This window comes from Aneurinibacillus sp. UBA3580, assembly GCF_002375825.1.
GTDB lineage: Bacteria > Bacillota > Bacilli > Aneurinibacillales > Aneurinibacillaceae > Aneurinibacillus > Aneurinibacillus danicus.
Genome location: NZ_DFMZ01000051.1, coordinates 77594 through 89619 on the forward strand (window position 1 = coordinate 77594; position 12026 = coordinate 89619).

At 44.3% G+C, this 12026-nt stretch carries 10 protein-coding genes, 2 pseudogenes and 1 riboswitch; of the genes and pseudogenes, 9 read left to right on the forward strand and 3 right to left on the reverse strand.

Annotation, left to right across the window (positions count from 1 at the left end):
• The first annotated feature begins 343 nt into the window (after positions 1–343).
• From zwf to B2899_RS08525, 4 genes and pseudogenes are all read left to right on the forward strand, one after another.
• Positions 344–1831: a glucose-6-phosphate dehydrogenase gene (gene zwf, locus B2899_RS08510; RefSeq protein WP_146807978.1), complete on the forward strand. Its 1488-nt coding sequence runs from the start codon at positions 344–346 to the stop codon at positions 1829–1831.
• A gap of 44 nt (positions 1832–1875) precedes the next feature.
• Complete coding sequence (gnd, locus tag B2899_RS08515) at positions 1876–2769, forward strand: phosphogluconate dehydrogenase (NAD(+)-dependent, decarboxylating) (protein WP_146807979.1); 894 nt, start codon at positions 1876–1878, stop codon at positions 2767–2769.
• 110 nt (positions 2770–2879) lie between these two features.
• Positions 2880–4217 (forward strand): glucose-6-phosphate isomerase, encoded by a 1338-nt coding sequence (locus B2899_RS08520; RefSeq protein WP_286885070.1) that lies wholly within the window; start codon positions 2880–2882, stop codon positions 4215–4217.
• A 116-nt stretch (positions 4218–4333) separates the two neighbouring features.
• Positions 4334–4480, forward strand: a pseudogene (locus tag B2899_RS08525) (cyclase family protein); the annotation flags it as partial.
• A gap of 118 nt (positions 4481–4598) precedes the next feature.
• On the opposite strand, the gene B2899_RS08530 reads toward B2899_RS08525, so the two are convergent.
• Positions 4599–4964 carry a winged helix-turn-helix transcriptional regulator gene (locus B2899_RS08530; RefSeq protein WP_146807981.1) on the reverse strand — a complete coding sequence of 122 codons (366 nt, stop codon included), beginning with the start codon at positions 4962–4964 and terminating at the stop codon, positions 4599–4601.
• Between the two features lie 330 nt (positions 4965–5294).
• Between B2899_RS08530 and hxlA the strand changes: the two genes are divergently transcribed.
• On the forward strand, positions 5295–5927 hold the full coding sequence (gene hxlA, locus B2899_RS08535; protein WP_146807982.1) for a 3-hexulose-6-phosphate synthase: 633 nt from the start codon (positions 5295–5297) through the stop codon (positions 5925–5927).
• An 8-nt stretch (positions 5928–5935) separates the two neighbouring features.
• Entirely contained in the window at positions 5936–6493 is a 558-nt protein-coding gene (hxlB, locus tag B2899_RS08540) for a 6-phospho-3-hexuloisomerase (RefSeq protein ID WP_146808001.1), read from the forward strand.
• A gap of 92 nt (positions 6494–6585) precedes the next feature.
• On the opposite strand, the gene B2899_RS08545 is transcribed toward hxlB, so the two are convergent.
• Together B2899_RS08545 and B2899_RS08550 are read right to left on the reverse strand one after the other, a co-directional pair.
• Positions 6586–8322 carry a hypothetical protein gene (locus B2899_RS08545; RefSeq protein ID WP_286885074.1) on the reverse strand — a complete coding sequence of 579 codons (1737 nt, stop codon included), beginning with the start codon at positions 8320–8322 and terminating at the stop codon, positions 6586–6588.
• A 17-nt stretch (positions 8323–8339) separates the two neighbouring features.
• On the reverse strand, positions 8340–8609 hold the full coding sequence (locus tag B2899_RS08550) for a hypothetical protein (protein ID WP_286885076.1): 270 nt from the start codon (positions 8607–8609) through the stop codon (positions 8340–8342).
• A gap of 68 nt (positions 8610–8677) precedes the next feature.
• Here B2899_RS08550 and B2899_RS08555 point away from each other — a divergent pair, with 68 nt between their 5' ends.
• The 3 genes and pseudogenes from B2899_RS08555 to B2899_RS08565 form a co-directional block, all read left to right on the forward strand.
• Positions 8678–10669 (forward strand): methyl-accepting chemotaxis protein, encoded by a 1992-nt coding sequence (locus B2899_RS08555; protein WP_286885077.1) that lies wholly within the window; start codon positions 8678–8680, stop codon positions 10667–10669.
• Positions 10670–10758: 89 nt separating this feature from the next.
• A riboswitch (SAM riboswitch) is annotated at positions 10759–10874 on the forward strand.
• Between the two features lie 107 nt (positions 10875–10981).
• Positions 10982–11746, forward strand: coding sequence for a methionine ABC transporter ATP-binding protein (locus tag B2899_RS08560; RefSeq protein ID WP_146807986.1), 765 nt, complete (start codon positions 10982–10984; stop codon positions 11744–11746).
• A pseudogene (locus B2899_RS08565) lies at positions 11739–12026 on the forward strand (ABC transporter permease); the annotation flags it as partial. The gene B2899_RS08560 and the pseudogene B2899_RS08565, both read left to right, overlap by 8 nt.

Consider the following 12026-nt stretch of genomic DNA (forward strand, 5'->3'; position numbering starts at 1 on the left):
TTTCAATGGGGAAAAAGGCGAAGGCCTTTTTCTTCCCTGGATCTCCTTTCCTCTTTCTCTCCTTCTTTCCTCACGATTTTCACAGAAAAAACAACGTGCAGTGACCTTTATAAAAGAGACTGCACGTTGTTTTTACGTATATGCGGTGAGGGCGGTCCGGTAATCATCAACTGAAATTCCTTTTTAGTTTCCTTCTTTTAGTATACTTTTCAACACTATATAACATAAAAGTATGTACTTGTTTAAAATTATTATATGTCTAATAATATCGGTATCGCCCATAAATGACATAGATTGAGCGAAATTTTTTAAGAAATGTGTTGAAAAAGTGGAGGAAGTAAAAGTGGATTCCATGACCTTTGTTTTATTTGGCTCAACAGGTGATTTAGCAAAAAGAAAAATATTTCCAGCTATCTATAATCTGCTTTTAGATCAAAAAATACCTCGTGCATTTTCCGTTATTGGTGTAGGAAGACAAGAGTTAACAGATGTTGAATTTCAAAGCTTTGTAGAACAATCTTTACGAACCTTTTCAAGACGTAAGCCAGAAGATGACTCGAATTTAGAAGAGTTTCTCCGTATCTTCCGTTATTGCCACTTAGATGTAACGAAAAATGAAGGATACCAATCGTTACTTGAAATGGTTCAATGTCGAGAAAAAGAGTTGGGCATCCCCGAAAATCGTATGTTTTATTTATCCGTCGCACCCAAGTTTTTTGATGTGATTGCGTTAAAAATCAAGGAGAGTGGATTAGGTTCTACAAAGGGATGGAAACGTCTGATTATCGAAAAACCATTTGGGCATGATTTGAAATCGGCCCAGGACCTAAACGAAAAAGTAAGTAAAGCGTTTGAAGAAGATGAAATTTATCGTATTGACCATTACCTTGGAAAACCAATGGTACAAAATCTTGAAGCGTTAGAATTTGCGAATCCTGTTTTTCAAGCTTTATGGAACAATCAATACATTGCTAATGTACAAATTACGGCCAGTGAAACGGTTGGGGTAGAAGAGAGGGCTGGTTATTATGACCATGCTGGAGCCATTCGAGATATGGTTCAAAACCACATGTTGCAAATGTTGATGATGACAGCCATGCAGCTGCCCAAACGGCTCACCGCTAAAGATATCCGTCATGAAAAGAGAAAAGTAATGGAATCTCTTCGTCCTTTACGTAAAGACGATGTAGTGAAACACGTGGTTCGTGGTCAGTATGGCCCGGGAGAAATACAAAATAAAGCGGTAATTGGATATAGGGAGGAGCCGGGTGTTACTCGTTCTTCAATGACGGATACCTTCGTTGCTGCTCGTTTATGGATTGATGATCCTTTTTGGAAAGGAGTTCCTTTTTATATCCGTACAGGGAAAAGAATGAGGGAAAAGTCTACACATATTGTCATTGAATTTAAAAATACGGTAAAGGATTTGTATATCGCTCAAAACGAAAAGCCTGTCCCCAATCTATTGGTAATCCAGATAAATCCAAACGAAGGTGTATCGCTGCAATTAAATAGTAAAAACCCATTAAAAAGTGGGCAGATTGAGCCTGTCACTGTGGATTTTTCACCTGATACGAAAGATGTACCGGAAGCTTATGAACTCTTGTTGTTTGATGCTCTGCGAGGCGACTCCACTTTCTTTGTCCACTGGAATGAAGTGGAATCATCCTGGAAGTGGGTACAGCCCATTTTAGAGGCATTTGAAGAAAATCTTTTACCCCTTCATTTATATCCGGCAGGTTCGGAGGGGCCAGAAGCTTCGCGGAAATTACTGGAAGAGGACGGGTTTCAGTGGTGGTTAGATAAAGAGCCTGCTGAGGTTTTGACTTGATTTTATGTCTTAAACTAAAAATTATTTAATAGGAGGCAATGAATATGAAAGTCGGGTTAATCGGTTTAGGAAAAATGGGGTTGAACTTAGGAAAGAATCTAATCGACCACAAACATGATGTAGTGGCGTTTGATGTAAATACGAATGCGGTCGAAGAAATGAGAAGATATGGGGCTAAAGGAACGTCAAGCTTAAAGGAACTCGTTCAATCATTGGATACACCAAGAGTTCTTTGGATTATGGTTCCGCACCCCGTTGTGGATTCAGTTATCGATGAGATTACACCATTGTTAACCAAAGGAGATATTGTCATTGAAGCTGGGAATTCTCACTATAAGGAATCGATTCGCCGTTACAACCAATTAAAGAAAGCCGGGGTAAGCTTTATGGATGCAGGGACATCCGGTGGGATGGAAGGTGCCCGCAATGGAGCCTGTTACATGGTTGGGGGAGATCCTGAAGCTTGGCGCATTGTGGAGCCGATTTTCCGAGATACAGCTGTTGAAAACGGGTATTTATATGCCGGAAAAGCAGGGAGTGGTCACTTCTTAAAAATGGTTCATAATGGAATTGAATACGGGATGATGGCTGCCATTGGTGAAGGATTCGAAGTATTAGAGAAAAGCGAATTCGATTATGACTATGAAAAAGTAGCAAGAGTGTGGAATAACGGCTCGGTGATTCGTTCATGGCTAATGGAGCTAACCGAGCGTGCGTTTTCTAAAGATGCAAAATTGGATGAAATCAAAGGGGTCATGCATTCTTCTGGTGAAGGAAAATGGACGGTTGAGACCGCCTTGGATTTACAAACCGCTACGCCTGTCATCGCCATGTCTTTATTGATGCGTTATCGTTCATTAGAAGATGACACTTTTACAGGTAAAGTGGTAGCCGCTCTTCGCAATGAATTTGGAGGGCATGCTGTAGAAAAAAAGTAAAAAATTGAAAAAAGCCGACAAATGGTTAAAGATGGAATAGAGTGAATTCAAAATCCGAAAACTATCGATATCGGAACAATAAGTACGCATAGGCAAAGGGAGGAATTGGCATGGCCATTTCATTTGATTTTTCTAATGCATTACCCTTTATGAAAAAGAGTGAAGTAGAAAACCTGAGTGAATCTGTGAAAGTTGCTCATAGCTTTCTTCATGAAAAGAAGGGCCCCGGTTCTGATTTTCTTGGTTGGGTTGATTGGCCAATCAATTATGACAAAGAAGAATTTGTGCGAATTAAACAAGCTGCTGAGAGAATTAAGAATAATTCAGACGCTCTTATTGTTATCGGCATAGGGGGGTCCTATTTAGGTGCAAGGGCGGCTATTGAAGCGTTGTCCCATACCTTTCATAACCAAAGGAATGATACGACACAAGTTTATTTCGCTGGTCAAAATATGAGTTCTACTTATATGTCCCATTTGTTAGAAGTGTTGGAGGACAAGGACATCTCAATCAATGTCATTTCTAAATCGGGAACAACCACGGAACCTGCTATTGCTTTCCGTATTTTCAGTGACTATATGGAGAAAAAATACGGGAAAGAGGAGGCGGGAAAACGTATTTATGTAACCACGGATCAAGCAAAAGGAGCGTTAAAAAAGCTTGCTGATGAAGAAGGATATGAAACCTTTGTAATTCCGGATGATGTAGGCGGAAGATATTCTGTCCTGACAGCAGTGGGTCTCTTACCGATTGCCGTAGCTGGACTCAATATTGATCGGATGATGGAAGGAGCAGCAGCGGCTTATCACAAATACAATAATCCTGACCTGTTGAACAATGAGAGCTATCAGTACGCTGCTGTGCGAAATGCTCTGTACCGTAAGGGGAAAACCATCGAATTGCTGGTTAACTATGAGCCATCCCTTCATTATGTATCCGAATGGTGGAAGCAGCTATTTGGGGAAAGTGAAGGAAAAGATCAAAAAGGTCTTTTTCCTGCATCGGTCGATTTTACAACGGACTTGCATTCCATGGGACAATATGTTCAGGAGGGTCGTCGGGATCTAATAGAAACCGTGCTGCAGGTAAAGAAACCTCGGATTGAATTGACGATTCAAGAAGATCCGGGAAATATCGATGGATTGAACTTCTTGGCCGGCAAGACAATGGATGAAGTCAACAAAAAAGCATTTCAGGGTACGTTACTCGCCCATGTAGACGGGGGAGTACCTAATTTGATTGTTGAACTTGATGAAATGAATGAATACACGTTTGGTGAAATGGTCTACTTTTTCGAGAAGGCTTGCGGGATTAGCGGACACTTGCTGGGTGTAAATCCGTTTGATCAGCCGGGGGTTGAAGCTTATAAGAAGAATATGTTTGCCCTGCTTGGCAAGCCGGGCTTTGAAGAAGAGAGGAATCAACTCGAGAAGCGTTTATCCAAATAAATCGTTACCATTCATTAGGTTAATGTATTTCGTATGTGGCGAGTACATTAACCTTTTGATCGGGAAAGACGCGGATATATAAGAGGTGGATAAAATGAAAATGTACGATGTAACCAAAAAATTCATTCGAAGATACATTTAATTTTGATTTTATTTTTCTGGCAGAGGATGGAGCGGAATATCTTACCCGGTTAGGAGTACGGGGAGTAGGAACAGATGCGCTTGGGATAGAAAGAAGTCAACCCGGACATCCAAGATCTAAGATGAAACCATCCATGCAGGGAAAAGGGAGCGTTTTTTTGCTCCCCAAAACTTTCTATATACTGGTTGAAATGTTTTCCTTTACCGCAATCGTTTTATCTTTTTCGTTAAGTATTTTTCCTACTGGATGGATTCCATCCTTTCCACCTGATTCTTTAAGACCGTCTCCATATAGTTTTTACCCCATTCATACATAGAATCAAGGACAGGCATTAAGCTTTTTCCCAGTTCTGTCAGTGAATATTCCACTTTTGGAGGAACAACGGGATAAACTTCGCGATGAACAATCTGATCTTCTTCCAGCTCCCGCAGATGGTTGACCAGCATTTTTTGTGTAATGCCGGGGATAAGGGCTTTCAGTTCACTAAACCGCTTTGTACCACTTTTTCCTAAATGCCATAAAATAATCATCTTCCACTTTCCGCCGATGACAGAAAGAGTCAATTCTTTTTCACAGTTAAATGCCTTTTCATGAATACGTCTCATTCGTTTCACCTCCAGGGCTATTACAAACCATAGTATACTTTTGGGTACTACATGACATTAATATATCTACTTACCAATTAATATTATACATAGTATACTGACGTCTATGCAAGTAATAAATAACGGCTGCCTGTAGAAGTAATATAGTATACTTTTTGTTACTACATCACAAAAAAGTGCATACTTCCTTTTTTAAAGGTATGATCCTAAAATAAAGCATGTGTTAACCAAACACAAAACATCGAATGTTTTTTGGGCAGGTTCGTCATAATGCCAAATGAATTAAGCCCAGAAAACAAAAATAGAATTTTTAATAGGAGTGAAGAATTCATGGAGCTTCAATTAGCGTTAGATCTTGTAAACATCCCAGAAGCAAAAGCGCTGGTGAAAGAGGTTGAGGAATATATTGATATCGTAGAAATCGGTACGCCGGTTGTTATTAATGAAGGTCTTAGAGCTGTAAAGGAAATCAAAGAAGCATTCCCTAATTTGAAAGTATTGGCAGACCTGAAAATTATGGATGCAGCCGGATATGAGGTGATGAAGGCATCCGAAGCCGGTGCTGATATCATCACTATTCTCGGAGCGGCTGAAGATATGTCCATCAAGGGTGCTGTTGAAGAAGCGAAAAAACAAGGGAAAAAAATCCTGGTTGATATGATCGCTGTGAAGGATCTCGAAAAACGAGCTAAAGAAGTTGATGAGTTTGGTGTAGACTACATCTGTGTGCACACAGGCTATGATCTTCAAGCAGTCGGAAAAAATTCTTTTGAAGATCTTCAAACCATTAAACGTGTTGTAAAAAATGCGAAAACTGCCATCGCAGGCGGCATTAAATTAGAAACGCTTCCGGAAGTGATTAAAGCACAACCCGATCTTGTCATTGTAGGCGGCGGTATTACCGGACAAGCAGATAAAAAAGCTGCAGCTGCTGAAATGAAAAAATTGGTTACACAAGGGTAATAGCAATGATGGAGACTACTCAATATGTAGACAAAATCATCAGGGAGTTAAGTCAGACAGTTGACCTAATCTCTAATGAAGAAGCCGAAAAGCTCGTAAATGGGATTCTTGAATCAAAGAAAATTTTTGTAGCGGGCGCAGGAAGATCGGGATTAATGTCCAAGTCCTTTGCGATGCGAATGATGCACATGGGTTTAGATGCCTATGTAGTAGGCGAAACTGTCACCCCTAACCTGGAAAAAGATGATATATTGATTATCGGATCCGGTTCAGGAGAAACGAAAAGTTTGGTTTCCATGGCTGAGAAAGCAAAAAGTTTAGGTGGAACCGTGGCGGTTGTAACGATTTTCCCTGAATCGACCATCGGACGGTTGGCGGATATCGCAATTAAATTACCGGGCTCACCTAAAGACAAATCGGACAGTGGATACAAAACCATACAGCCAATGGGGTCATTATTTGAGCAAACCCTCTTATTATTCTACGATGCAGTTATATTGAGGTTGATGGAGAAAAAGGGACTGGACTCCACCACTATGTTTGGCAGACATGCCAATCTTGAGTAGAGCAAGGAGTCCTTCAGCATAACGGAGTTTTCGCTTATAAATCAAAAAATCCGGTTTTCTCTTGATTATAGAGAAAACCGGATTTTTTGGTTTCAATATTTTTCATTCTTTCTCTGCTCATCATTCTTGAATACATCCAGCAAAAGCTCCATATTGCTGTCCTCCTGCGCTTCCCAGCTGGTTGCGAAACGGACACGATGTGAAACTCCGAGTATGTCGTATTTTTGGACAAGGTGCTGGCGTGCCGAGCCGACAATAAGCGAATGCAGCCGGACATGTCGGCTCATTCCCAATTCGGCGAGCCGCTCGCGCACAGGAGGCGAGATGTGTCCCACACCGTCCGTCACCATAACGAAATCGGCGTCGCGAAATGCGGCGCTTTGTTCTACGAACTCAATACCGCGCCGGATTGGTGCGTCAAAATGCGTGCCGCCCCCGAACGCCATCTGCGATAGGCTGTAGAATGCCGGCCAATCCGGTTTCCGGTGATAGAGCGGCTGTTCTTTAAGCTCGCCTTTCGCGCCGAACAGCAGGAGCAGAAAATCACGCCTTTCCGACAGACTGAGAGCCGCGAAGGTCATGGTGAAAATCTGTGCCAGCCTTAGCTTGCTTCCGCGCATCGAATGTGACGTATCCAGCATGCAGATGACCGGGCCTTTCTGTGGCTCTTCAATGAAACCGGTGGTATTGTACGTCATTAGCTTCTGTTCAAGCCATTTCACCATAAAGTACGACTCATAATTTTCGTCAGAAAGCAGCGCTGCCTCGCTTGGCAGCATGTGTGAGATGTCGCCGGACTGCCGCAGGTCGTCATATGCCTCCGGAATACGTGTGGTACGCCTTTTTCTTTTACTCACCCGGTACTGATGTACATTGCGTCCGACTTCCTGCAGAAACGAAAGCAAATCAGGGTGTTTCTGCAGTTTTTCCACCCATTCCAGATAGCGGTCGAACGCCTGGCGCCTTAGCTTGCCGAGTTCGCTTCCCCAGCGCCGGTTGGCGAACCGCTGGCTTGCTTCCAGAAGTTCATGCAAAAATAAGCTTTCTTCTTCTTCGGTGGAGAGCGTTTGTTTCAATGAAGTATCCAGCCATTGCCCCAGTTCTTCTTCAAGCCGGGACATTGCTTCTTTTTCCTGGCGTGCAAGTCGTTTTTGCTGTTTTTCCCGTTTGGCGAGAGCTTCTTCTGCCTTTTTCAACCTCTGTTTTAACTTAGACCTCTTGGTAAATTCGGTGCGCATCTCTTCCTGCAGGAAAGAAATACGTTCGCGCAGCGCCTGGATTTCTGCTTCCACCAACGGGCGTGTATCCTGTGCTTCCTGCCTCTCTTCCGCACTTCTCTTTTCCTGTTGAAGCGTGTAGCCGACCAGCTTTAGCTTCTCAATCTGCTTTTCCGACAGCTGCTCGCTGACTTGCACCGCTTCTTCTCCCTGCTGACCTTCTGCCTGATCCACACCGAGCGAGATATGCTGTTGCTCGTCTTTTTCCCGCTGTTTCACTTCTTCTTGATAGGTATGGGTAAGCCACATCAATGCTTTTAACGCTGTTTTGAACGACGCGCTGGCCTGTGAGACGGTGCGCGGGTGGATGGTCCGGTAGAAATACTGCTTCCTGAGTGTGTCGACCAGCCAGCGGTGAAACGGCTCCGCGTCTTTGCCCGGATCGATTTCCGGTTTAGCGAGATAAAAACAGAGAAAAAAATCGGCGAACAATTCGACGGTAAACCAGTTGGCCTGCTGCTTTGCCTCCTGTATCCACTCCTGCGCCGCACGTGAAGAACGAATGAATCCGTCAAACACATAGCGGTCGACACGGGTGCTGCGAATCATCATCTGCCATCACCGCCGTTCTAGAGGGTATAGTCGTATTCGGTGCCGGGAATGTCTTTGTCAAACAGCGTCCGGTATAATCCCTGGAGACTTTGCAGAATACGCTCGCCCTGGATACGCAAGCGCGTATATTTCACCGCATAGCGATCCGGCTGAATCAGCAGGAAGTTGCGGCCAAGCAGATAGGATTCGATGTCCTTCTCTTTTTCCTGCCAGGCCAGCAGCATAAAACGGTTTGTGTACAGCAGGCCGCATGTCTTCGATGAATGGATATTTTCCCCGGGAAACATTGTGCTTTTTTTCACATTTTATTGTAAAATAATAGAAGAGAGGTAAAAAGGAGGAGATTTTTGTATATATGGAAGAGAAAAAGAGACGTACATTTGTAGTAAAAATGATTGCAATTATATTGAGTCTGACAGGGATTGCACTGACGGCGATGGGAGCTCTCAATTACTGGTCCGCCAAACGGTTGATTGTGACATCCCTGGAGGAAAACGCCCGCTCGCAGGTAAACATTCACGCAAGCCAGCTGGAAACATGGCTTAATACCCGCATGTCGGAAGTGGTCATCATGGCGAATACGGATATCGTTCGTTTTGGAAACAAACAAGAAGTTCTTACGTATTTTCAGCGTGAGCGGGCAAGGATGGGCAGCACGTATTCTTCGATTGGACTGGGGGATACACAAGGAAATTTAACCCTTGATTTTGGTGTTACTATCCAGATTGGCAGCGAATCCACGTTTCCCGATGTGATGGCCGGAAAGAATATCATTTCCAATCCGTTTCCTGATAAAGCGGACGTCTCTAATCTGATTATCTCTTTCGAAACCCCCATTTTTGATAGAAATGAAAAGGTGAAAGGACTGGTCAGCGGGGCTTCCCCAATAAAGGAAGTATTTAAGAAAGTGACGGATTTCAAAGTGGGGAGCTCGGACATCGTATATGTATTCCAGGCGGATGGCACTCTCATCCACCATCCGGATAAAACGAAGATATTGAAAGAAAACGTACTGAAGCAGGGCGATGAGGCACAAAGAGAACTGGCTGGCCAGATGATAAAAGAAAAGAGCGGGATGAAGCAGGTTACCATTGGTGGAGTTGAGCGTATGGTATTCTTTACAACCGTAACAGGCACGCAGTGGATCATGGTACTGGATGTACCGTTGCAGGAATTCATGGCACCTCTTACTGCGCTTCTTTTTAAAGTGATTGTCTCGGCGGTTATCACCCTTCTTGCCATTGGGGCGGTTTTGTATTTTGTGCTTCGCCGGCCGTTTCGCAGAATTCGTGAAATCTCTGCCTTGGCCAATCAGGTGGCAAGCGGTGATTTACGTGTGCAGCCGCTTCATGCTGAAGGGAATGACGAAATTGGTCAGTTGTCGCATGCTGTCAACGAAATGGTTGATAATCTGCAGACATTGATTTGGCGTGTTCATACGACGGCGGAGCAGGTGGCCGCTTCTTCGCATGAATTAGCAACCGGAGTAGGGCATACCAGCCAAACGCTGGATCAGATTACAGCCTATACTCATGAAGTGGCGTCCGGAGTAGAGAATCAGGTAAAAGGGATCGAGAGGACATCGCAGATGATGGGGGAAATGAACGAAGGGGTACAGCGTGTCGCTGCTTCTTCGTCCGTCGTATCAGAAGCAGCCCAGCAGACAGCTCATGAGGCAGAGCAAGGAAATGAGGTGATTCAGAAGGCGGTACAGCAGATGGACACGATTCGCGTCTCAGTGGATGATGCGGCTTCGATCGTTCGTGTGCTTGGTGAAAGATCAAACCAGATCGGGGATATCATTAGCGTGATTACAGAAATCGCCAATCAGACGAATCTGCTGGCGTTGAATGCGGCGATAGAGGCGGCGCGTGCCGGGGAGCAGGGCAAAGGATTCGCCGTAGTAGCGAATGAAGTTCGGAAACTGGCGGAGCAATCGAAAGGCTCCGCCGCTCAGATTGCACAGATGGTACAGGATATTCAGAAAGATACCCAGCATGCTGTGAAGTCAATGGAAAAAGGCACACATGAAGTAAAAAACGGTATGGTTGCTGTCGACGATGCCGGTCGAATTTTCCAAACAATTCTGCAGGCGGTTGAGAAGATCTCCGATCAAATTGTGGAGATTTCCGCTTCGTCACAGCAGATGTCGGCCAGTTCACAGAACATTATGAGAGAGGCTAAGGACATTTTAGACATAGTGCAGAAATCGGCCGTACATTCTCAAAGCGTTGCCTCATATTCTGAGGAGCAGGTAACATCGATTCAGCAAATAGCCGCTGCTTCCACTATGCTAAGCCGGATGGCGGAAGAGCTGCACCAAGCCATTAGACAATTCAAAATTTAAAACGAGAAAATATTTATATAATTCTTAGTTGACTTTGCGGTTTAATTTGCTAAAATAAAATCAACAACTGAACATGAGAACAATTCAGACTCTTATCCAGAGAGGCGGAGGGACTGGCCCAGTGAAACCTCGGCAACCATTGGATCCTGAAACAGGATTTGAACGGTGCCAACTCCAGCAGTGCGTATGCGCTGAAAGATAAGAGGTCGGACGGACTTTAGTATATCGTATGCATTCGTCGACCTCTTGCCCGGCAAGAGGTCGTTTTTATTTCTCTTTACAGGAGACCAGGAGAAAGAGGGAGAAAAGGGCATGATTAAATTACAGAATGTTAGTAAAAGTTATATGTCACCCAATGGTGTTTTTCAGGCGGTAGCGCCGGCTTCGCTTCACGTAGAAGAAGGGGACGTGTACGGCATCATCGGATTTAGCGGTGCGGGGAAATCGACGCTGCTGCGGATGGTCAACCTGCTTGAGAAACCGGACGACGGGAAAGTGTATGTGGATGGTCAGGAGTTGACAAGTCTGTCAAAAAAAGACTTGCGGAAAGCACGGCAGTCCATTGGCATGATCTTTCAACACTTTAATCTTTTAAATAACCGGACCGTAGCAGGAAACGTAGCGTTTCCGCTTGAGGTCGCCGGAATCGGGAAAGAAGAGAGAGAAGCACGGGTTCGCGAATGCCTGGAAATTGTGGGGCTCACAGAAAAAATAAACAGTTATCCGTCCAAACTGAGCGGTGGACAGAAACAGCGGGTCGCCATTGCGCGGGCGTTGGCCAGCCGGCCAAAAGTGCTGCTGTGTGACGAACCGACGTCAGCATTAGATCCGCAGACTACGCGGTCGATTCTGGCTTTCCTTAAAGAAATCAACCAGAATCTGGGTGTTACCATTCTTCTGGTAACACATGAAATGAACGTAGTGAAAGAGATCTGCAACAAAGTGGCGGTAATGGAGAACGGGCATCTCGTTGAAAAGCTGTCGCTCTCCGAAAAAGAAATCGCGCCGAAGACCGATATTGCCAAACTATTATTTGAAGAGGAATTCACAGAGAAAAGAGGGGTCATTCATGTTTGATAATATTATTCCGCTGCTGCCGGAAATAGGTCTTTCTATCGTGCAGACCTTCGTGATGGTTGGCATTTCCATCGGAGCTGCACTGTTGTTAGGAACTCCGCTCGGTATTCTGCTCTTTTTGACAGACAAAGGACAACCTTTGGAAAAGCCGATTTTATTCCGAATCCTTAGCACCCTTGTTAATGTGGTTCGTTCATTTCCATTTCTGATTTTGCTGGTGGCATTGATTCCGCTGACGCGGGCGCTTATCGGCACAACCATCGGTCCGGTAGCGGCAGGC

Bases quoted from the DNA above. Each gene is read 5' to 3' on its own strand.
- gnd (WP_146807979.1), top strand. From the start codon at position 1,876: ATGAAAGTCGGGTTAATCGGTTTAGGAAAAATGGGGTTGAACTTAGGA.
- B2899_RS08520 (WP_286885070.1), top strand. From the start codon at position 2,880: ATGGCCATTTCATTTGATTTTTCTAATGCATTACCCTTTATGAAAAAG.
- B2899_RS08530 (WP_146807981.1), bottom strand. From the start codon at position 4,964: ATGAGACGTATTCATGAAAAGGCATTTAACTGTGAAAAAGAATTGACT.
- hxlA (WP_146807982.1), top strand. From the start codon at position 5,295: ATGGAGCTTCAATTAGCGTTAGATCTTGTAAACATCCCAGAAGCAAAA.
- hxlB (WP_146808001.1), top strand. From the start codon at position 5,936: ATGGAGACTACTCAATATGTAGACAAAATCATCAGGGAGTTAAGTCAG.
- B2899_RS08545 (WP_286885074.1), bottom strand. From the start codon at position 8,322: ATGATGATTCGCAGCACCCGTGTCGACCGCTATGTGTTTGACGGATTC.
- B2899_RS08550 (WP_286885076.1), bottom strand. From the start codon at position 8,609: ATGTTTCCCGGGGAAAATATCCATTCATCGAAGACATGCGGCCTGCTG.
- B2899_RS08555 (WP_286885077.1), top strand. From the start codon at position 8,678: ATGGAAGAGAAAAAGAGACGTACATTTGTAGTAAAAATGATTGCAATT.
- B2899_RS08560 (WP_146807986.1), top strand. From the start codon at position 10,982: ATGATTAAATTACAGAATGTTAGTAAAAGTTATATGTCACCCAATGGT.